The sequence below is a fragment of the Pelomonas parva genome, from assembly GCF_043555835.1.
Lineage (GTDB): Bacteria > Pseudomonadota > Gammaproteobacteria > Burkholderiales > Burkholderiaceae_C > Pelomonas > Pelomonas parva.
In genome coordinates this window covers 121,951-142,592 of sequence record NZ_JBIGHV010000012.1, presented here as the reverse complement: position 1 = coordinate 142,592, position 20,642 = coordinate 121,951, and the positions used below count along the sequence as shown (strand labels likewise).

17 protein-coding genes and 1 pseudogene are annotated in these 20,642 nt (G+C 71.0%); 7 read left to right on the top strand and 11 right to left on the bottom strand.

The features are described from left to right. Nucleotides 1-714 precede the first annotated feature (714 nt). The 3 genes from ACG00Y_RS26100 to serB all read left to right on the top strand — a co-directional run bounded on the left by ACG00Y_RS26100 (nt 715) and on the right by serB (nt 3,005). Nucleotides 715-981 (top strand): helix-turn-helix domain-containing protein, encoded by a 267-nt coding sequence (locus ACG00Y_RS26100; RefSeq protein WP_394484088.1) that lies wholly within the window; start codon nt 715-717, stop codon nt 979-981. Next, on the top strand, nt 968-2,182 hold the full coding sequence (locus tag ACG00Y_RS26095) for a type II toxin-antitoxin system HipA family toxin (protein WP_394484086.1): 1,215 nt from the start codon (nt 968-970) through the stop codon (nt 2,180-2,182). Before ACG00Y_RS26100 ends, ACG00Y_RS26095 begins: the two co-directional genes overlap by 14 nt. A 115-nt stretch (nt 2,183-2,297) precedes the next feature. Beyond that, nucleotides 2,298-3,005 carry a phosphoserine phosphatase SerB gene (gene serB, locus ACG00Y_RS26090; protein ID WP_394484084.1) on the top strand — a complete coding sequence of 236 codons (708 nt, stop codon included), beginning with the start codon at nt 2,298-2,300 and terminating at the stop codon, nt 3,003-3,005. Here the strand turns inward: serB and ACG00Y_RS26085 are convergent. Then, the gene (locus ACG00Y_RS26085; protein ID WP_394484082.1) at nt 2,962-5,895 is read right to left on the bottom strand and encodes an ATP-binding protein; all 2,934 of its coding nucleotides are present in this window, start codon (nt 5,893-5,895) and stop codon (nt 2,962-2,964) included. The two genes, serB and ACG00Y_RS26085, sit on opposite strands and share 44 nt — an antisense overlap. Before the next feature lie 164 nt (nt 5,896-6,059). On the opposite strand from ACG00Y_RS26085, the gene ACG00Y_RS26080 reads away from it, so the two are divergent. Further along, nucleotides 6,060-6,776 carry a substrate-binding periplasmic protein gene (locus ACG00Y_RS26080; RefSeq protein ID WP_394484081.1) on the top strand — a complete coding sequence of 239 codons (717 nt, stop codon included), beginning with the start codon at nt 6,060-6,062 and terminating at the stop codon, nt 6,774-6,776. A gap of 4 nt (nt 6,777-6,780) precedes the next feature. Here the strand turns inward: ACG00Y_RS26080 and ACG00Y_RS26075 are convergent. The 9 genes and pseudogenes from ACG00Y_RS26075 to ACG00Y_RS26035 all read right to left on the bottom strand — a co-directional run. Continuing rightward, nucleotides 6,781-6,864, bottom strand: a pseudogene (locus ACG00Y_RS26075) (PEPxxWA-CTERM sorting domain-containing protein); the annotation flags it as partial. Between the two features lie 822 nt (nt 6,865-7,686). Next, nucleotides 7,687-8,454, bottom strand: a complete 768-nt coding sequence (locus tag ACG00Y_RS26070; RefSeq protein WP_394484079.1) for a PEP-CTERM sorting domain-containing protein — start codon at nt 8,452-8,454, stop codon at nt 7,687-7,689. A gap of 16 nt (nt 8,455-8,470) precedes the next feature. Further along, nucleotides 8,471-10,837 (bottom strand): pectate lyase family protein, encoded by a 2,367-nt coding sequence (locus tag ACG00Y_RS26065; protein WP_394484077.1) that lies wholly within the window; start codon nt 10,835-10,837, stop codon nt 8,471-8,473. 407 nt (nt 10,838-11,244) lie between these two features. Then, a complete protein-coding gene (locus ACG00Y_RS26060; RefSeq protein WP_394484075.1) occupies nt 11,245-11,466 on the bottom strand; it encodes an RNA-binding S4 domain-containing protein in 222 nt (73 codons plus the stop codon). Then, complete coding sequence (locus ACG00Y_RS26055) at nt 11,435-12,316, bottom strand: universal stress protein (RefSeq protein WP_394484073.1); 882 nt, start codon at nt 12,314-12,316, stop codon at nt 11,435-11,437. The genes ACG00Y_RS26060 and ACG00Y_RS26055 overlap by 32 nt, the downstream gene beginning before the upstream one ends. A 78-nt stretch (nt 12,317-12,394) precedes the next feature. After that, on the bottom strand, nt 12,395-12,796 hold the full coding sequence (locus ACG00Y_RS26050; RefSeq protein WP_394484071.1) for a GreA/GreB family elongation factor: 402 nt from the start codon (nt 12,794-12,796) through the stop codon (nt 12,395-12,397). Between the two features lie 252 nt (nt 12,797-13,048). Further along, on the bottom strand, nt 13,049-14,767 hold the full coding sequence (locus ACG00Y_RS26045) for a thiamine pyrophosphate-binding protein (RefSeq protein ID WP_394484069.1): 1,719 nt from the start codon (nt 14,765-14,767) through the stop codon (nt 13,049-13,051). A 16-nt stretch (nt 14,768-14,783) separates the two neighbouring features. Beyond that, nucleotides 14,784-15,143, bottom strand: a complete 360-nt coding sequence (locus ACG00Y_RS26040; protein WP_394484067.1) for a hypothetical protein — start codon at nt 15,141-15,143, stop codon at nt 14,784-14,786. A 5-nt stretch (nt 15,144-15,148) separates the two neighbouring features. Beyond that, complete coding sequence (locus tag ACG00Y_RS26035) at nt 15,149-16,264, bottom strand: AI-2E family transporter (protein ID WP_394484065.1); 1,116 nt, start codon at nt 16,262-16,264, stop codon at nt 15,149-15,151. A gap of 535 nt (nt 16,265-16,799) precedes the next feature. Between ACG00Y_RS26035 and ACG00Y_RS26030 the strand changes: the two genes are divergently transcribed. Beyond that, nucleotides 16,800-17,324 carry a PEP-CTERM sorting domain-containing protein gene (locus ACG00Y_RS26030; protein WP_394484063.1) on the top strand — a complete coding sequence of 175 codons (525 nt, stop codon included), beginning with the start codon at nt 16,800-16,802 and terminating at the stop codon, nt 17,322-17,324. A 23-nt stretch (nt 17,325-17,347) separates the two neighbouring features. Here ACG00Y_RS26030 and ACG00Y_RS26025 read toward each other — a convergent pair whose 3' ends face one another. Beyond that, nucleotides 17,348-18,598, bottom strand: coding sequence for an MFS transporter (locus ACG00Y_RS26025; RefSeq protein ID WP_394484061.1), 1,251 nt, complete (start codon nt 18,596-18,598; stop codon nt 17,348-17,350). 70 nt (nt 18,599-18,668) lie between these two features. Between ACG00Y_RS26025 and ACG00Y_RS26020 the strand changes: the two genes are divergently transcribed. Both ACG00Y_RS26020 and nadA read left to right on the top strand, forming a co-directional pair. Next, nucleotides 18,669-19,487, top strand: coding sequence for an AraC family transcriptional regulator (locus ACG00Y_RS26020; protein ID WP_394484059.1), 819 nt, complete (start codon nt 18,669-18,671; stop codon nt 19,485-19,487). Between the two features lie 48 nt (nt 19,488-19,535). After that, nucleotides 19,536-20,636, top strand: coding sequence for a quinolinate synthase NadA (gene nadA, locus ACG00Y_RS26015; protein WP_394484057.1), 1,101 nt, complete (start codon nt 19,536-19,538; stop codon nt 20,634-20,636). Nucleotides 20,637-20,642: the final 6 nt, after the last annotated feature.

Here is a 20,642-nt window from a genome sequence, read left to right as displayed (position 1 = left end):
GGAACTACGAGGGAAAACGTGGGGACTCAAGGGTTGGGGCGGCGGGGCGAAGGCCAGCGTCGCTGGCATCATGACCCGTCAACTGCAACTAACGAGAAGACGTCGCCTGACAAGCTAGGCGCCGCCTCACATTCCAGACTGCAGATAACGTGAACTCCGCAGACATCTCATTGCGAACCGCCCTACTCGGGCAAGCGGTCCTGTTCCTTTGCCACATAGTTTTCCTCATGGTGTTTCTCGGGAGACCGCTCCTGTCCCCGTTGCAAAGCTACGCCACCATCGTTCTCGTTGTGGCCTTCTTTTATGTGCTTGCGACGCGCTCGATTCAATCGCGCGTCGCGTCGTCGCGTAAACCTCTAGGCGAACGTGCCTTCAAGCATTGGCGCCCACGCCTTCAGTTCCTAGTCGGAACCTGCGCACTGAGCCTACTCATCGGGGCCGCCATGAGGCGTGGCTAACTGCCGGTCTGGCAAGCTGGGATTAGCCCGGTAGGTTGGGGTGAGCGAAGCGAACCCCAACGCCGTGATACCGACCGCATCAGTTGGGGTTCAGTGCCTTCACCGCAACCTACGCCTGGGGCCATCGCGCCGGACCCTGGCTGGCCCACCACCGGCCTCTCCGCCGCGATCACCTGATCGCAGGCGATGCGGTTGACAGGTATCAAATACGACACTAGCCTGCAGCCAAGCATCGTATTCAATACTTTCAGCCGCCGTGAATGACTTCGAATCTACCGTCCAGGCCATGGGCGCCAAGCTCAAGGAGATGCGCCAGGCGCGCGGCCTGCGTCTGGTCGACGTGGCCGAGCGCGCCGGCATTCCAAGGCTGAAGGTCATCCACGTCGAGGCCGGCCGCCCCGGCGTGGCGGTTGCGTCCTATGCCCGCGTGGCAGCGGCCCTCGGTGCGCAGTTCCAGCTGGTGCCGGCACAGCGGCCGACGCTGGAGGAAGTGAGCGCCTTGCTGGGTGATGAGCATGGCTGAGCAGGCGCCGGCCGTGCTCGTGAACACGCCGCAGGGCCTGGCCGGGCGGCTGCAGCGCGAGGGCGACTACGTCTTCACGTTTGACCCGCAGGCCGGCGACCTGGCCGCACCGGCGCTGGGCATGCCCCGCCGCATCAAGCCCTATGTGCACCCCTCGCTGCACCCGGTCTTCCAGATGAATCTGCCGGAAGGCTATGTGCTGGAGCAGCTGCGCCAGCGCCTGGCCAAGACGACCGGCATGGACCCGCTGCTGCTGCTGACGGTCATCGGCTCACAGGCGCCGATCGGGCGGTTGCGTTTCTCGGCGGAGGGCGCGGCGCGCGTGCCGGATGCGCCGGGCGAGCGCCTGGCGGACCTGCTCGCCAGCCAGGGCTCGAAGGACTTGTTCGCGCGGCTGGTGGACACCTACCTGATGCGCAGCGGCCTGAGCGGCGTGCAGCCCAAGGTGCTCGTACCGGAGGCGCCGGCCGGCCTGCCCTCGCCCGAGTTCAAGGCCGCGCTGGCGACGCCGGAGCTGATCGTGAAGTCCGGCCTCGGCGAGTTCCCCGGCCTTGCCATCAATGAGTTCTTCTGCATGAGCGTGGCCCAGCGGGCCGGCATCCCGGTGCCGGAGTTCTACCTGTCGGAGGACGGCGAACTCTTCGTCATGCGCCGGTTTGACCGCCCTGCCGATGGCCGCGTCCTCGGCTTCGAGGACATGCTGGTGCTCGCCGGGCGGGATGCCGACCAGAAATACGCAGGCAGCTACGCCCTGGTGCTGAAGCTGCTGAGCCTTTACTGCAGCCCCGAACACTGGGCCGCCGCGCGCGCCCAGCTGTTCGACATGGTGGCGCTGTCGTGCATCCTCGGCAACGGCGACGCCCACATGAAGAACTTCGGCGTGCTGTACGAGCAGGTGAGCGGCCAAGTGTGGATGGCGCCGGCCTACGACATCGTCTGCACCCGGCTCTACATCCCCGAGGACTCGCTGGCGCTGGAGCTGGCGGGCAACAAGAGCTTCTTTGCGGCAAGACAGGGCCTGCTGGACTTCGGCCACCGCTGCAGCCTCCCGAAAGCGGCGGTGCACGCCCGCCTGGCTGCGCTCGCCGACATCACGCTGCAGGCCCTGGACGACCTGGCACCGCTGGTCGAGAAGCTGCCCCGGCTGGCCGACGTCGTCGGGCAGGAGGCCAGGCGCTACGTCGAGACGTTTCGCAGGTAGGCGGCTGTCGGGCTTCGCTCACCTCAAGGGCAGCCGACTGAGGGGATGGCGCGGATCTGCGCCGAACGCACCCGGGATAATCCACCCCTTCGCTGGCCCTGACCTTCCGCCCCCCGTGACCACCTCCGCCCCTGACGGCCTCGTCCTGCGCGACGGCCCTGCCCTGCCCCCGCTGTCCCACTTCAAACTCGCCGCCTTCGACATGGACTCGACGCTGATCGGCATCGAGTGCATCGACGAGATCGCCGCGCTGGCCGGCAAAGGTACGGAAGTGGCCGCCATCACCGAGGCCGCCATGCGCGGCGAGATCACCGACTTCAAGGACAGCCTGCGCCGCCGCCTCGCCATCCTGGCCGGCGTGCCCGCCAGCGTGCTGGACCGCGTGCTGGCCGAGCGCCTGACCTTCAACCCCGGCGCGCGCGAGCTGTGCGCCGCACTGAAGGCGGCCGGGCTCAAGCTGGTGCTCGTCTCCGGCGGCTTCACCTTCTTCACGCGCTATGTGGCCGCCGAGCTGGGCATGGACTTCGTGCGCAGCAACGAGTTGGAGATTGCCGACGGCGCCCTCACGGGCCGCGTCGTCATGCAGGACTGGGGCGACATCTGCGACGGCGAACAGAAGCGGCTGATGCTGCTCGCGCGCTGCGCAGAAATCGGCTGTCGCCCGGACCAGGCGATCGCCGTGGGCGACGGCGCCAATGACCTGCCCATGATGGGCGCGGCAGGCCTGTCGGTGGCATTCCATGCCAAGCCCAAGGTGCGCGAGCAGGCGCGCGTGGCGATCAACGCGGGCGGACTGGAGCAGTTGCTGACGCTGCTGCGCTGAGCGCACGGTCGGCCTGGCCCAGCAGCTCCGCAAAGCCCTGGCGCTGCGCCAGCTCCACCGCCTCCAGCAACAGCGGCCGGGCCTCATCCACCGGCAGGCCGCGCGCCTGCAGCAGCAAGCCCTCAGCCAGCGGCTCCAGCAGGCCGGCTTCTCGCGCGATGGCAACCTGGCGCGCAGCCGCCGCCGCATCACCGGTCAGCAGTTCCAGGCGCGCCAGGCGGATGCGCAGCAACGGGTGCTGGCTGCGCTGCGCCATCTCGCGCACGCGTGCCGTCAGCGCCGGGTCCGCCGGCAGCCGACGGGCCTCGCGCAGCAGGCCGCGCAGCCAGGCCAGGTGCGACACGCGCAACGGGTCGCGGCTGCCGGCCAGCAGCGGCTCGGCGGCGTCCAGGTCGGCCTCGGCGAGGTCGATGCGGCCGCTCTGCCAGTACAGCCGCGCCCGCCGCACCAGCGCCTCGGCTTCGAACAGCGCCGAGCCCTGCTCGCGGCCCAGCGTCAGCGCGCGGTCCAGCGCGCCGCGCGCCTCGCCGTAGCGGCCGGCGCTGGTCAGCGTCAGGCCCAGCATCAGCAGCGACAGCGTCTCCGTGTGCGCCACGCCGGCCCAGCTCACCAGGCTGCGCCGCGCCATGGCTTCAGCCCGCTCCAGCTCGCCCAGCGCCTGCAGCATGACGCCCAGGTCGCTCTCTATCGTCAGGCCGCGGCAGTAGTCGGGGTGGCGCTCCAGCAGCAGCTCGAAAGCGTCGCGCGCGGCGCGCACCTGGCCGCCGAACCAGTGGATCTGGCCCTCGTAGCTCAGCAGCGACGGCCGCGCTGGTGCCAGTTGCCGCAGCTGCCCCAGCAGCGCCCAGGCGGCCGGGATGTCGGGCTCGCGCATGGCCAGCTCGATCAGTACCTCGCAGGCATTGCAGCGCTCGGCCAGCGCCAGGCGCGGCAGCAGCGGCCGCAGGCGCGCGGCCAGCGCGGCGGCGGCGGCCAGGTCACCGGAGAACACGGCGTTGTCAACCAGCCCGGCCAGCGCCTGGCCCTCGATCTGCTCGCGCTGCGCCGGGTCGGCCACGGCGCCTGCCAATTCCAGCACCTGCTGCAGCGCCTGGCGGCCGGTGGGCAGGTCATGGAGCAGCGCGCATTCGGCCAGGCTCAGCCGCGCCTGCAGCGCCAGCGCCGGCTCGCGCGATTCGGTGGCGATGCGCTGCCACAGCGCCTGTGCCTCGTCATAGCGGCCACGCAGCTTCTGCTGGGCCGCACCTCGGTGCAGCCAGGCCAGCGCAATCTGCGCCTCGCCGGCCGCCTCCCACAGCGCCGCGACGGCCAGCGGCTCAGCGGCGCCTTCCGCCCGCGCGCCCAGCGCCAGCGCGGCCCGCTGACGCAGCGACTGGGCCTCGAAGGCCGGCAGCAGGCTCAGCACGGCCTCGCGCACCAGGTCGTGCCGGCATTGCAGCGTGCCGTCCGGCTCCTCGCGCAGCAGCGCGGCCTCCAGCGCCTGGCGGGCGGCGGGCAGCAGCTCGGCGTCGGGCACGGCGGCCACATGGCCCAGCACCGCCAACGGCAGCGGCCGGGCCAGCACGGCCGCCGCGCCGATGAGGCCGCGCGCCTCGGGGGTCAGGGCTTGCCAGCGGCGCAGCAGCAGCTCGCGCACGCGCGGCGACACGGCCACGCCGTCGGCCCGGGCGCGCAGCAGCTCGCCCAGCACGAAGGCATTGCCATGGCTGGCCGCCAGCAGCGCGGGCGCGTCGGCGGTGTCCTGACCGGCGCGGCCCAGCAGTTGCTGCACGGCGGCCAGCGCCAGCCCCGGCAACGCCAGGCTGCGCAGGCGCTGGCCGTCCTGCTGCCCGGCCAGCCACTGGCGGTGCTCGGGCGGCAGCTCCTCGCCGCGCGCGGCGCCGCGCCAGCGCAGCCGGCCGCGGTGGCTCAGCAGCGCCAGCAGCTCCAGGCTTGGCAGGTCCACCCACTGCAGGTCGTCCACCAGAAGCAGCGGGCCCAGCGCCTCCAGCACGCGGGCCAGGCCTTCCAGCAGGCGGGCGCGGGCGCTCAGCGCATCCAGCGGCGGCAGGGCTTCGTCGACGGCCAGCTCGGGCAGCAGCCGCGCCAGGTCGAGCCGGTAGGCGGCCAGCCCACGCTCGGGCTGGCGCAGCAGCGCGCGCAGCGTGTCCAGGCGCGGCAGCAGCAGTTCGACGACGGGCCGGTAAGGCATCTGCGCCAGACCCTCGCGGCCCTGCAGCACGGGCGCGCCGGGGAAGGCGGCCTTCAGCAGGCTGGTCTTGCCGACGCCGGCTTCGCCCAGCAGCACCAGCGCCGGCGCGGTCTCGCGGCGGATCTGGCCCAGCCACTCGGTGCGGCCGCACAGCGTGTCGTCGGCATCGGTCGACGGGCTGGTGTCGGGATCGAGCAGCGCACGCAACGGCGCCTGCCAGGGCGCGTTGCCGCCACGTTGCAAGGCGCGCCGCGCGGCCTCGTCCCAGCGGCGCTGCAGCAGCGCGCCATAGTCGTCGGCCCAGCGCCAGAACTCATCGAAGCCGGCAAAGCGGAAGCCTTGCAGCCAGTTGGCCGCCGGCCGGGCCAGCAGTGCGGCGCCGTCGGCCTCGGCGCAGGCCGTCTCCAGCAGGTTCAGGTCATGCGGCAGCTGCAGGCGCACGCGCTGGCGCTCGGCCAGCAGCGCCTCGCCGTGGCCCAGGCCGTCCAGCAGCTGGCGCAGGCGGTGCAGGTTGACGCGCAACTGGTGGCGCGCCTGCTCGCGGTCGGCGTCGGGCCAGTACAGCGCCGCGAGCTGGCCGCGCTCCACCCAGCGGCCCAGGCAGGCCAGGTGGATCAACAGGCAGGCCGGCAGCGTGGTCGGCAGCGGGAGTTCGGCGGCATCGGCCTGCCAGGCCGGCGCGCCCAGCAGCTTGAGCATGGCAGGAGTGTGCTTCAGACGCGGGAGGCAGGACATGGCGCGGACCCAGGCAGCTGAAGACCTGGCGCACTCTGCGCCGCCCGCGTCTCCTGACCGTCTCAGCGGCCGCGACCGGGTGAGCGGCGAGATACTCCAGGCACCACCTGCCCGCCTGGAGCCCGCCCATGAAAGCCTCGGCACTGCTTCTCGCCTGCGCCCTGCCCTGGCAGGCGTGGTCGGCAGAGCCGCCGCTGCGCTTCATTGCGCCGCTCAACCACGCGATGCCGTTCGGCGGGTTCGAGAAGGACAAGCTGGCCACCGGCATCGTCAAGGACCTCAGCGACGCCATCGCTGCGCGGCTGGGCCGGCCTGCCGAGTACATCTCCGTGCCGCCACGGCGGGTGGGGCAGGTGCTGGCCTCAGGCGGGGCGGACGGCGTCTGCTATGTGGCGCCGGACTGGATCGACGGCAACTTCCACTGGAGCCCGCCGGTGCTGGAGCAGCAAGGCGTGGTGGCAGCCCGGCCGCAATCGCCGCCGGTGACCCGCCTGCAGGACCTGGCCGGGCAACCGCTGGGCACGGTGCACTCCTACCGCTACCCGCAGTTCGAGCAGGCGCTGGGGAGCAGGTTTGTGCGCGACGACGCCCCCACCATGTTGATCAACCTGCGCAAGCTGGCCGCCAAGCGCACCAACTACGCACTGACCGAGCAGATCACGCTGGAGTTCCACAACAAGCTGCAGCCGCAGGACGGCTTGAAGGCGGCCTTCCAGACCACCCGCTACCGCACGCACTGCGCGTTCACGCTGGCGCACCCGCTGCCACTGGACCGCCTGGATCAGGCGGTCAGGGACATGGTGCGCGACGGCAGCGTGGAGCGCATCCTGGCGCGCTACCGCTGAAGCTTCAGCCGCGCAGGCGGCGGCGTGCGAGGCCGCCCACGACGGCCAGGCCGGCCAGCATCAGCGCGTAGCTGCCGGGCTCGGGCACCGGTGCGGCCACGATGCTGAAGTTGCCCGCACCCACGCCGGCGGCGGCGCCGGCCGTCAGTTGCTCCTGCACGCTGCCTTCCAGCAGCACCAGGCTGCGCAGGCCCGAGACATTGCTCGGGTCCTTGGACCAGTTGGCCATGTCGGCGATGGCCAGCTTGTACTGGGCCGCCGTGAGGCCCGTCGTCGGGCCGCTGTACCACTCGGTGCGCTGGACGGCGCCATCGCCCGTGCCGCCGTTGGCAGCGGCGTAGTTGATGTTCTGGACGAAGCTCAGGCCCGCCAGATGCGGGTTGTCCGAGCCCGAGGACGGCGGCGCCGTGTAGTTGTTCAGCGCGCCGATGAAGCTGCTGCCCTGGCGCGCATAGAGGACCTCGCCGCTACTGGAGAAGTCGAGGTTGTAGCTGCCGCCCGCCAGCGTCGGTGCAAAGCTGAGCGAGCCGCCGGTGACGTTCTTGGCACCCTGCCCCGAGGAGCCGCCGCTGGTGCTGCCGGCGGTGGCGTTGTAGTTGCCGCCGTAGACGACGATCTGCGTCCCTGCGGCCACGTCGGCGGTGGCGGTCCAGGTCCAGACGTTCTCGTTGTTGGCGCCCGCCTTGAACGTACCGGCTGAGTTCAGCCCCAGGTCGGTGAAGCTGATGGTCGTGCCGGCGGTCATGTCGACGAACGACACGAAGGACCAGCCGCCATAGGACGATTCACGCGCGAAGCCGGTGAACCAGAGGTCGCCGTCGGTCAGCGTGGTGGCGGCAGGGGCCAGGCCGCCGGTGGCGAGCAGCGCGAGTGCGAGGCAGGTGTTGCGGATCTTCATGATGGGGTCTCCTCAGGTGTTGGATGGGCGGCGGCGGGCGGCCGTGCCGAGCAGCGCGAGGCCGCCCAGCAGCAGCAGCGCCGACGCAGGCTCGGGCACGGGCGCGGCGGACAGCACCAGGTTGTCGATGGACACGCCGTAGTGCGGGTCCGCGTGGGTCAGCGAGAAGCCGGCGATGTCGGCCGCGCCGCCGCTGCGGGCGAAGGCGACCTGGCCGTCAGCGCGGCCGCTCAGGTCCACGGCCTCGATGAGGCTGCCGTCCAGGCGGTACAGGCTCAGCGTGATCGCGCCACCGTGGAGGTCGCGCAGCTGCAGGCCCAGCGCCGACACCGGCAACGCAAAGCGGGCCGAGATGGCGCCGAAGCCGTCGCCATTGCCGGGCTGCGGGCCGACACCGAACAGCGCCGCGCCGTCGGCATCGCCGTAGTGGTAGGCGCCGAGGTTGGCGCCGGCCGCGCCGGCCAGCAGCGTCAGGCCCGCGGTGGGGGCGCCGTTGCTGAGGTCGTCGAACCAGTCCTGGGCCACCTCCTCCTCGCCCGGGCGCGGCGCCTTGTGCTCGGCCAGTTCCTGGCCGGCAAAGCGCTCCCCAAACAGCACGCCGCCGCTGCTCAGCAGGCCGTCGAGGGAGGCGACGTCGAAGGGGTTGGCCACCAGCTCGATGAAGCTGACAGTGGGGCCGGCGAGCGCGGTGTAGGCCACCTCGGTGGTCGCGCCGGCCTGGGCCTGCGTGAAGGCTGCGCCGAGCAGCAGCGCTGCCAGGGTGTGGAGTCGGAACTTCATGGGGTGTTCTCCTCGTTCAGCGGCCGCCGCCGACGATGCTGACGTTGTCGAAGTCGGCCGTGACGGCCGTGCTGTTGCTGCCAGACGAGAGCGCCAGGCCGACGTAGAGCGTCGACACGGTGGTGCTGTAGTTGGTCTTCTCGGCCCAGCTCACGCCGTCGGTCGACGCGGCCGAATAGACCGCGTTGCCGCGCCGCTGCACGCGCACCCAGACCGGCGGCGTCGACGCAGCGAAGCCGGTGAGGTTGGAGCGGTTGTTGCCGTTGGTGGCCGCGCGGATCTCGCCGGTGGACGCATAACGCGCCGTCCACGCGTACAGCGGCGTGCCGGTCACCGCCTCGGCCGCGACGACGCCGGCCCGGCCGGAGCTGCCGCTGCCGCCCTGCGTGACGACGCGCGCCGTGAACGTGAAGTCACCCACCAGCGGCGTGTACTTGAAGTTGAAGGCGTAGGACGTGCTGGTGGCCACGGCACCGGCGCCCGACAGCGTGTAGGTGCCGGTCTCCTGCGCGTAAGCGGCCGCCGGCAGCACGGCGGTGATGGCCGCGCTCATGGTCCCCTCGCCGCTGCCGCTGCCACAGGGCAAGGTGACGGTGCAGGCCGTGCCGGGGATCAGCGGCGGCACGGGCGTGGGTGCCGGGCCCGGCGCGGGCGCGGGCGGTGGGGGCGGAGGCGGAGGCGGCGGCGGTGTGGGCGTCGGGGTCGGCGCCGGGCTGGGCGCGGGCGAGCTGGGCAGCGGCGGCGGCAGCGGGCCTTGCACGGCGAACAGGCCCAGCCTGCCGGCACCGGCCGACTGCTGCACGGCGGTGCGGATCACGTCCGCGTTGCGCAGCGTGTAGGCATAGGGCGGCACCCAGTTCTGCGCCACCGGCAGGCCTTCGCAGCCTTGCAGTTGCACGTCGATGACGCCTGCCATCGGCTTGCCGTCGTCACCCTTGTCGCTGATGAAGCGGTGGCCCGAGCTGCGGAAGCTGATGGCCTGCTTGCCGCCGGCCAGCTTGCCGCAGACCTCCTTGGGCTTGAGGCCGGTGAACTCGTAGAAGTTGTTCTCCGACAGCACATCGGACTGGTAGCGCACGTCCAGGCCGGAGGCGAACTTCTTGTCGTCGTCATCGGTCGTCGTGCTGCCGGTGACGAGGTTGTTGTACAGGTGCAGCTGGCCGAAGCGCACCAGCGGCAGGCGGCTGTAGGGGTGGTCCCACCAGTTGCCGGTCATGGTCACGTGCAGGCGGCCGGCGTCGCTCCAGGCGCGGCCGGAGTCGCCATTGCCCACCAGCGTGGTCTTGTGGTGCTTGGTGAAGACGCTGCTCGACACCGTCACGTAGTCGCTGCCGCGGATGATGTCCAGCGCGCCGTCGTGGCGGGTGTCGCTGGCCAGCGAGTCGGGCGTGTCGCCGTCGCTGATGGTCACGTGGTCGACCCAGATCTGCTGGCCGCGCGTGATGGCGATGCCGTCCATGTAGGCATTGCCGCTGTCCTCGGGGTTGACGTCCCAGGGCGTGTCGATGGCAAGGTTGCGCAGGATGATGTTGCGCGTCCAGGTGGGGAAGAGTTCCGGGTCCTTGCCGTCGGCCACCCACTTCTTGAAATCGGCCTCGGCGCCGGCCGACGTGGTGGCGGCCTCGATGCCGATCAGGATCTGCGTGCCGGTGATGCGCGCCGGGCGGCCGTTGCTGTCGTTGATGCCCACCAGCGTCGTGTTGGACGGTATGGAGAAGCTGCCGCCGTTCTTCTGGTCCAGGAAGCCGGTGTACTCCTCGAACACCGTGTTGCCGTCGCGCCAGCGGAAGTCGATGTGGCCGACGATGCGGATGATCTTTGGCTGGTTCTTGGCCTCGCGCAGCGCCGCCAGCAGTTGCTCCTTGTTGAACACCGTGTAGACGCGGTTGGCGGCCGCCGACGAGCCGCCGGTGACGCGCACCTTGCCCTTGCGCGACTGGCCATGCCAGCCGATGTCCGGCGCCGTCTCGCGCTCGAACGTGAGCACGCCGTTGGTCGGGTCCACCGTGGCGAACTGCCAGGCCGGCAGGCGCGGTGCGGCGCGGTAGTTGGCCGGGTTGTGCAGGCCACTGATGGTGGTGGGCGCGGCATAGCTGCGGTTGCCGGTGTCGAACAGCAGTGGCGCGTTCGGGTCGGTCAGGCTCAGCGCGTCGATGACCGGCGCGGGCGGCGGTAGCACGGGCTTGGCCGGCCGGGCGGCCAGCGCCCTGGCGGTGGGTGTTTCCGCCGTGGCCGTGGCCGCATCGAGACGACCGGCCGAGGGCTGGCCGGCAGACTGGGTGGCGGCGAAGTTCGCCGGGTTCTCCTGGCCGCCACCGCAGGCCAGCAGGCCGAGCGAGATGGACGAAGCCAGCAGGCCCCGCTTGGGCATGCTTGAAATCATGGGCTGTCTCCTGGGCGCGCTCGTGGGGCGCGCGGGTCGTTGTGCATGACCGCCAGCCGACCTGCGGCGTCAAAGGCAGGCACAGGCCCACCCGGCACCCGGCCCGTCAGGGGTCGGGCGCGCGAAGCGCACGGCAGTCAGAGGGCGGGGATTCGGCAGCAGGCCGAGAGGGGCTTGGCACCCGCGCGGCACCGGCTCGCGAGGGCGTCAATCAGGGGAGCGGGCACGGCAGGCGCACCGCACTGCGTCGGCCGACGAGCCGCCCGGATGCCCGGCGGCATCTGGGTGAACTCGGATCAGCGAGCAGTTGGAACAGTGTTTCGTTTTCGCTTCCCCGGGTCAACGCCGGGCTATCCCTGAACACCCCCGAATGCGGGAGCGGGTCTGCCCTGAGGCAGCGTGGGGCGTCAGGCGGGCGCGACCACGCGCACCCGCTGGCCGCCGAACTCGACGACCTGGCCGGCACGCATCTTGGCGGTCTTGCGCAGCTCGACCTGGCCGTCCACGCGCACCTCGCCGGCGCTGATCAGCGCGCGCGCCTGGCCGCCGCTGTCGGCCAGGCCGGTGGCCTTCAGCAGCTTGTCCAGCTCGATGTAGTCACCGCGGAGTTCCAAGTCGACGTCTTGCATACGCCGCATTCTGGCAGGGCAGGGGGGCCAGGTGCTCGGGCCAGATCAGCAGGTCGCAGCGCAGCTGCTGCAGCAGCCGGGCCGCGGTGCAGCCCAGCAGCAACTCCAGCCAGGCCGGCCGCCGGCCCTGCCCTGCGACCACCAGCTCGGCCCGGCCGTAGTCCTGCTGCACCAGGATCTGCTGCGCCGGGTCGCCACGGCCCAGCGTGTACATCAGCCGGTTGCGGCGCGCGTCCAGCGTGTCGCTGAGCCGCCGCAGATGGCGGTGGCCGTGGTCGTCCAGCACCTGGCGGTACTCGCGCAACGAGCGCCGCGTGGTCTCGGCGGCCAGCAGATGGGTCTCCTGCCGCGTGTCGATGACGTGGAACAGCTCCAGCTCGGCGTCGGGCGCCAGTTCGGCCGCCGCGCGCAGCAGGCCGGCGGCCGCTGCCGGCGACGGGCCCAGCGCGACCAGCAGCCGGGCATAGGCCCGCGTGGCCGGGGCCCGCACCACCAGCAACGGGCAGGCCAGGCGCCACAGCAGCCGCGCCGCGAGGACGCTGCCTGACCAGGGCCAGCGGCGCGCCGCTGGCGGAGGCCAGCCCATCACCAGCAGGCCGGCCTGGGCCGCGGCCGCCTGGCGCAGGCCGGCCAGGTCGAGCGAGCCCAGCAACCGCACCGGCAGGCGATGGCGGCGCGCCAGCATGGCCGCGTAGCGCGGCAGGCGCTCGGCCACGTCGGGCGGGCCGCTGCCGGCCAGATGTGCGAGCAGCAGTTCGCTGCCGCGCTGGCGGGCCAGCAGCACGGCGCGCTGCGCGGCCGCCTCGGCGGCCTGGGAGAAGTCGGTGACGATGAGGATGGCATTGGGCATGGAGGGCTCCTGGAGGGTGGGCCGCGCAGGGGCGGCTCCAGCCTGTCGCGGCAGGCTGCACACGGGGGATGGCGGGGATCAGCGGGCGAAGTCGCCACTGGCCTCGGGCTGGTAGGGCAGCGCCTGGATCAGCAGGCTGCCGACGGCACCGTGGCCGGCCTGCCAGCTGACCTGCTCGCCGACGGCGCGGCCCAGCAGGCTCAAGCCCACCGGCGACAGCACCGAGATGCGGCCCAGCTCGGGTCGCGCGTCGGCCGGATAGCACAGGGTCAGGCGTTGCCGCTGGCCGGGCCGGGGGCCCAGCACCTCGACCTCGGAGTTCATGGTGACCACATCGGCCGGCAACTGCCGCGACGGCAGCAGCTCGGCGGCATCCAGCAAGTCGTGCAGGGCATGGCCCGGCAAGCGGCTCAGGCGGCGGTGGTCAAGCTCGCTGAGCAGGCGTTCGCCGGCCTGGGCGATGGCGGAGAAGGAAGACATGGCAGACCTAGGTCAGGGCCGTGCCCGCGCTGGCGCAGGGGCGCTGGCGGCACGGCTTCGCGCGGGGTGTGGGCCCGGCGATCGAGGTTGCGCTGAAGAAGGGAAGAACGGGGATCGCCGGGCTCAGGAATCTGCGGCCGGGCACTGGATGGCCACGGCCGCACGCAGGCCTGCCACCGTGTCGGTAGCCGGGGTGCTGCGCTGCTGGCGGGCGGGGTTCTTCATGACGGGCCGCATTGTGCCCCAGGGGCCTCAGCCGCCCTGCCCCAGGCGCTGGCTGGCCGCCTCGCGGATGGCGGTCAACGTGGCGCGCGAGGTGGAGACATCGCTGGACAGGCGCAGGTGCAGCAGCGCCGGCCGGCCCGCCTCGATGGCCGCGTCCAGCGCCGGGCCGATCTGCTCGGTGGTATCCGCCTTGAACGCCGCGAAGCCGAAGGCCTCGGCCAGCTGGGCGAAGTCGGGGTTGAACAAGTCGCTGCCCAACACGCGGCCCGGGTACTCGCGCTCCTGGTGCATGCGGATGGTGCCGTAGGTGCCGTTGTCGACGACGACGACCAGCAGCTTCTTCGCGCCATAGCCGGTGGCCGTGGCCAGCTCCTGGCCGGTCATCAGGAAGTCGCCGTCGCCGGCGATGTTGACGACCCAGCGGTCCTGCAGCAGCGCCGCAGCCACGGCGGCGGGCACGCCGTAGCCCATCGCGCCCGAAGTCGGCGCCAGCTGCGTCTTGCCGAAGCGGTGCAGTGCCGTGTAGCGGTGGAAGCGGTGCAGCCAGCCGCTGTAGTTGCCGGCGCCGTTCGTGAAGATCGTGCCTTCGGGCAGCTTGGCGTCGAGGAGGTGGATGACCTCGGCCATGTCCAGCGGCGCGACCGGCGTGGGAACCAGGTTGACCTGGTAGTCGGCGTTGGCTGCGGCGGTCCAGTCGCGCCAGGGGATGGCGGCGGGCGGCGCCAGCAGCGCGAGTTCGGGCGCGGCCTGGCTCATGCTGGCGTTGATGAGCAGCTCGGCCGTGTAGACGCGGCCCAGCTCCTCCGCGCCGGCATGGATGTGGATGAGCTGCTGCGCGGGTCGCGGCGCCTGCAGCAGCGTGTAGCCGCCGGTCGTCATCTCGCCCAGGCGCGGGCCGATGGCGAGGATGAGGTCGGCCTCCTTCACCCGTGCAGCCAGCTTCGGATTGATGCCGATGCCGACGTCGCCTGCGTAATTGGGGTGGGCGTTGTCGAACAAGTCCTGGAAGCGGAAGGCGCAGCCGACGGGCAGGCACCAGGCCTCGGCAAAGGCCTGCAGCGCGGTCGTCGCCTCGGATGTCCAGCCACCGCCACCGGCGATGACCAGCGGCTTCTTCGCCGCCGCCAGCCGCATGCGCAACTCGGCCAGCGCGGCTGGCGTCGGCGCGGCTTCCGCCGGGCGCGCGGGTGCGACGACAGGCGCCGTGATGGGCTGGGTCAGCATGTCCTCGGGCAGCACCAGCACGACCGGCCCCGGGCGGCCCTGCATGGCGGTGTGGAAGGCACGCGCCACGTACTCGGGCAGGCGCTCGGCGTCATGCACCTCGCCCACCCACTTGGCCATGCCCAGCGTGCCTGGGCCGAACATCTGGCGGTAGTCCACCTCCTGGAAGGCCTCGCGGTCGCGCTGGTCGCTGGCGACCTGGCCGATGAAGAGGATCATCGGCGTGCTGTCCTGGAAGGCGGTGTGCAGGCCGATGCTGGCATTCGTCGCACCGGGCCCGCGCGTGACGAAGCAGATGCCGGGCCGGCCGGTCAGCTTGCCTTGCGCCTCGGCCATGAAGGCGGCGCCGCCCTCCTGGCGGCAGGCGATGAAGCGGATCTGGTCCGCGTACTCGTGGAAGCCGTCGAGCACGGCCAGGAAGGATTCACCAGGCACGCCGAATGCGGTGTCGACGCCCTGGGCCAGCAGCGCCTCGACCAGCTTGTGGCCGGCAAGACGTGGGGAGGTAGCTTGTCTAGTCATGTTGGCACTTTAGCCGTCAGCGCACCCCGTCGATCGCGCGCTCCATCATCTTGTCCTTGAGCGTGGGCTCCTGCTTCACGTCCAGCGCCTGGTGCAGCAAGGGCGCGCTGCTGGCCTCGACCGGCTTGCGCACGGGCGTGGCCGGCAGCACGTTGACGGGTGCCGCCGTCACGGCCTGTTCCTTGTGGCCGGGCGGGCATGGGGCGTTGGTGTACGTCACCTGCTGGCCGTTGACGCATTTGCGCAGCGGCGCCGCAGCCGGTGCGGCCGCCGTCTGCGCCGACCGGGCCCAGGCCTGCAGCGGCTCGCGCTTCTGCCAGGCCAGGATCAGCGCGCCCAGGCAGGCCGCTGCGATGACGACAGCGCGAAGCGACATCGCCCTCAGCCCCCGGTCGGGCCGTCGGCTTCGGGCTGCTCAGGCGCCGCCACGGCCTCTTCCCGCGCCGTGGCAAACAAGTCCCACCCCGCCATGAACATCGCCGCGATGACCGGGCCGATGACGAAGCCGCTGATGCCGAAGACGGACATGCCGCCGATGGTGGAGATCAGCACCAGGTAGTCGGGCATCTGCGTGTCCTTGCCCACGAGGATGGGGCGCAGCACGTTGTCCACGAGACCGATCACGAGCACACCGTAGGCGATCAGCGCCACGCCCTGCCAGATGGCGCCTGTGGCCAGGAAATAGAGGGCCACCGGCAGCCAGATCAGCCCCGCGCCGATGGCCGGCAGCAGCGACAGGAAGCCCATCAGCACCGCCCACAGCAGCGCCCCCTTGATGCCGAAGAACCAGAACGCCAGGCCGCCCAGCGCACCCTGCGTGGCCGCCACCAGCACATTGCCCTTGACCGTCGCGCGGATGACGGTGATGAACTTGCTCGCCAGGTGCTGCCGATGCTCGGGGCCCAACGGCACGGCAACGCGGATGCGACGGCTCAACGCGGCGCCGTCGCGCAGCAGGAAGAACGCCAGGTAGAGCATCACGAAGAAGCCGACGACGATGTCCAGCACGTTCTGACCGGCGCTGTAGACCTGGGTCGCGATCGCCTGGCTGCCGCGGCCGATGGCATCGGTGATGCGGCTCTGCAGTTCCTTGACATCGGTCAGCCCGAAATGCGCCAGCAGGTCGTGCAGCCAGCCCGGCAGCACCGCGACGACCTTCTCGAAGTAGAGGACGAAATTCGTCTCGCCCGACTGCACGCGCTGGTAGAGCGCGGCACCCTCCTTCACGAGCATGCCGGTCAGCAGCGTCATCGGCAGCACCACCATCAGCACCACCAGCAGCAGCGTGGCGAGTGCCGCCAGCGTGCGGCGCTGCTTCCAGCGGCGCAGCAGCCAGACATGGACAGGCATGAAGACCATTGCGATCACCACGCCCCAGAACACAGCGCCGCTGAAGGGCAGCAGTATCCACACGAAGGCCAGGCTGACCGCGATCAGCAGCGTCAGGAAGGCCTTGTGCTCCAGTGCGGGAGAGGTGACGAAAGTCTTGAATTTCATGCGGCGCGGAGATCAGCCCAAGGGTGGGCGGTGTCGCAGATGGTACGGGCGACCCGCAACTCGGGTTCAGTCGCCTGGCGCCTCGATGCCCAGTGACGTGCGCCGCGCGAGCTGGACTTTCATCGTCTGCGACTGCTCGGGCCGGTGGCCTTGCCAATTCATCACTTGGCCTGGCTGCGGCAGGTCATCGAGTGTGGTCGCCACCGGCCGGTCGGCGCGGGTCTCTCGCCGGCTGGCAACTCGGCCTTGCCGCCCCCCCGGCCACCGACGTTCAGCGGCTGCGCGCCACTTAGGGGTGCTCGCTCTTGGGCCGTGCGAGGTGCAGTCGGCACAGGCATCCGGCCACCTCGAGATTGTCGTTGCTGGTGATGTCGAGAAACTTTACGAATGGAGGTTTCACAGTTCCTGGCCTCTACGGCGCAATGCGCCGAGTTGCGCCCCGCTCCCAGGGCGAAGCGCCCGGCGGCCACGCCAGGCACCTGATGGGCCTGGATATTGCGTAGGCACTGCCCACCCACATCCACAGGAGCAAGCGATGAAGTTCAAGCACATGGCCCTGAGCCTGGGCCTCGTACTGACGAGCCCTTTTGCAGCCGCCTCGTTGATCTACACGTTCAGCTATGACGCGGTGGGCAACTACGCGGCGGCATCCATCAACTTCAGCAGCGCGGGGTTTGCACAGAACACAGGCGACGTGCTCACCTACGTCAGCGGGGACATCAACGGCTGTTCGCCGACCTCCATCGCGGTGGACAGCCTCAATGCGTTTGCCACACCGGTTTTCGGGCTGGGCTCGTGCGGCGACGGGACCGGCGTGGATGTGGATGGGCTGTTTTTCCGGCCGGACGTGATGCCACCGATGAGCTTGGGGACGTTCTTTTCCACGCAAACGGCCGGTCGCCAGTTCGAAAGTGGCGGCGGCTCCAACTTCTACGTGTATTCGTCAGGGTTGTTGACGATCCGCGACGCCGGCGACGTTCCCGAGCCAACGTCGTGGGCTCTGGCCGGCCTCGCACTGGCTTTGGCCGCCGGCACGCGCGCCCAGCGTCGCACCAAGTAACCCGGCTGACCCGGGGCGAGTGTTCAGGCCGGCACCGCGGCTGCTGACCGGCGCGACAGCCCCAGCCCCACCAGCCCCGCCGACGCGATGCCCAGCATCAGCGCAGCGGCCGAACCTGCGAACACGCCGCGCGGCATGCCGTGGTCCAGCAGCGCGCCAAACACCGGTGCGGCAAGCGCGAAGCCGATGTCCAGCCCCGAGTACACGGTGCCGTAGACGCGGCCGGTCGCGCCGGGCGGCGAGGCGCGCTTGATCAGCATGTCGCGCGATGGCCCGGCGATGCCAGTGCCGAAGCCGGCCAGCGCGGCGACCGCCGCCGCCAGCCCGCCGGGCAGCCAGCCGCTGGCCACCATCAGCAGCATGGCCGCCGCGAAGGCCATGGCGATGGCGATCGTGCGCTCCAGCCGCTCGGCCCGGGCGACCAGGAAGCCACCCACCACCATGCCCGCCGCGCCCGCCAGCATGTAGCCGGTGACGACATAGGCCGTCAGCGCCAGCGGCAGGCCGTAGATAGCATGCAGTGCCGGGCTGGCGAAGCTCTGGATGGCCGACAGCGCCGCCGTCGTCCAGAAAAAGAACGAGAAGCACAGCCAGACCGACGGCAGCTTCAGGAAGGCCATCGGGTGCTCCGCCTTGGCGCCGACAGCCGCCTTGGCATGACCCCAGGAGCCCTCGCGGTCGTCGATCGCCGAGCGCTGCCAGAACAGCAGCGCCATGACGGCCAACGCCACCAGCGCCGTGCCCAGGTAGGCGTAGCGCCAGTTGCCGGTCGCCTGGGCGATGCCGATGGTGAACACCGGCGCTGCCGCCCAGCCCAGGTTGCCGCTGATGCCATGCACCGAGAAGGCATGGCCCAGGCGCGGCTGCGACACGCGCTTGTTCAGGATGGTGAAGTCGGCCGGGTGGAAAGGTGCGTTGCCGACGCCGGCCAGCGCGGCCGCCAGCATCAACCCGCCAAAGCCCTGGGCCAGGCCTGCAGCCACCGAGGCGAGGAAGAAGCACGCCATCGCCGCGAACAGCACCGGCCGCGCGCCGATGCGGTCGACCAGGAAGCCCGACGCCGCCTGGCCCGTGCCCGAGATGACGAAGAAGACCGTCACCAGCAGGCCCAGCTCCGAGTAGCTGAGCCCGAACGCCTGGATGAAGGCCGGGAACAGCGGCGGCAGCAGCATGTGAAAGAAGTGGGAAGTGCCGTGGGCGACGCCGATGGTCGAGATCGTCGTGATGTCGCTGCGGCGCTGGCGGCCGGCATCAAAGGAAAGTGCGGAGTCCATGGCCGTCACTGTAGGAAGCCATCGACCGGCGCAGTTGCGATGGTTCGTCAATTCCTGTTGAAATCCGGCCATGGCCAGCCGCACCAGCCTCCCCGCCCTGTCGCCCGCGCGTTTTGCGCCAACGCCGCAGCGCCCGCTGCGCGCCAAGGCGCGCCTGCTGGAGCACCTGACCGACATCCAGCCGCACCGCCACGACTGGGCGCAGCTGGTGTTCTCGATGACGGGCGCGGTGCGCGTCAGCACCGAGGGCGCTCACACGGCCACCTACATCGTGCCGCCGTCGCGAGCGGTTTGGATTCCGCCCGGCATCGTCCACGCGGTGACGGCCATCGAGCGCTGCGACCTGCGCACCGTCTACCTGGCCGCTGAGCTGCTGCCCGGCGACGCCTGGCGGGAGGGCCGAGTGCTGGAGGTCTCGCCCTTGCTGCGCGAGCTGGTGGCGGCGCTTCCCGGCGAGCCCGACCCGCAGCCGGCCGAGACGCCGGACGAGGCCGAGCGCCGGCAGGGCATCGAGCGCCTCGTGCTGGCCGAGCTGAAGCGCGCCCGCCCGCTGGCGCTGGGCGTCGCCCTGCCCCAGGACGCACGCCTGCGCAAGCTGTGCGAGGCCATGCTGCGCGAGCCGGGGCGGCATGCCGGGCTGGACGACTGGGCGGCCGAGGCCGGCGCCAGCCCGCGCACGCTGAGCCGGCTGTTCCGGGAGCAGCTAGGCACCAGCTTTGCGCAATGGCGCTCCCAGCTGCTGCTGGCCCACGCGCTGACGCTGGCGGCGCGCGGCCGGCCCATGAGCCTGATCGCCAGCGAGCTGGGCTATGCCAGTGCCAGCGCCTTCAGCGCGATGGTGACGCGCACGGTGGGCATGCCGCCAAGCCGGTTCTTTGCGGAGGCGTGAGGACGGCCGCTCTGCGCGACACTTGCGGTGCACAGCCGCCACACCACGATGTCCCAGACCCTCTTCGACTACACCAAGCAGGACGCCGCCGGCGCCTGCTCCACCGCCTTCGCCTGGGCCAAGGTGCCGGCGCCGCTGACGCCCACCGAGCGCAACGCGCTGGCCGAGCGCGCCGCCGCACTGCTGAAGAAGCACAACGCCGTGCTCGTGGCGCACTACTACGTCGACGGCGCGCTGCAAGACCTGGCCCTGGCGACCGGCGGCATCGTCTCGGACTCGCTGGAGATGGCCCGCTTCGGCCGCGACCATGCCGCGCAGACGCTGGTCGTCGCCGGCGTGCGCTTCATGGGCGAGACGGCCAAGATCCTCAGCCCCGAGAAGCGCGTGCTGATGCCCGACCTGGACGCCACCTGCTCGCTGGACCTGGGCTGCCCGGCCGACGATTTCGCGGCCTTCTGCGACGCCCACCCGGACCGGCAAGTCGTCGTCTACGCCAACACCAGCGCCGCCGTGAAGGCCCGCGCCGACTGGATGGTCACCAGCTCCTGCGCGCTGGAGATCGTGGCCGACCTGCATGCCAAAGGGCAGAAGGTGCTGTGGGCGCCGGACCGGCATCTGGGCCGCTACATCCAGGAAGAGACCGGCGCCGACATGCTGATGTGGAACGGCGCCTGCATCGTCCACGACGAGTTCCGCGGCCTGGAGCTGGAGCTGCTGCGCGAACAGCATCCGGGCGCGCTGGTGCTGGTGCATCCCGAATCGCCGAAGGGCGTCGTCGAGCAGGCGGACGTGGTCGGCTCCACGTCGGCGCTGATCAAGGCCGTCGTCGAGGGCACGGCGCCGGCCTACATCGTTGCGACCGACAACGGCATCCTGCACCGCATGCGGCAGCTGGCGCCGGGGAAGACGCTGATCGAGGCGCCTACGGCCGGCAACAGCGCGACGTGCAAGAGCTGCGCGCACTGCCCGTGGATGGCGATGAACGGCCTGGCCAATCTGGTCGACTGCCTGGAGAGCGGCCAGCCGCAGATCCACGTCGAAGAAGACATTCGCGTGAAGGCCCAGGGCTGCATCAACCGCATGCTGGACTTCGTCGCCGCGAGAAAGAAGTCCGCTGCAGGGATGACTCCCAACATTGGCGCGGCGTGATGGCGC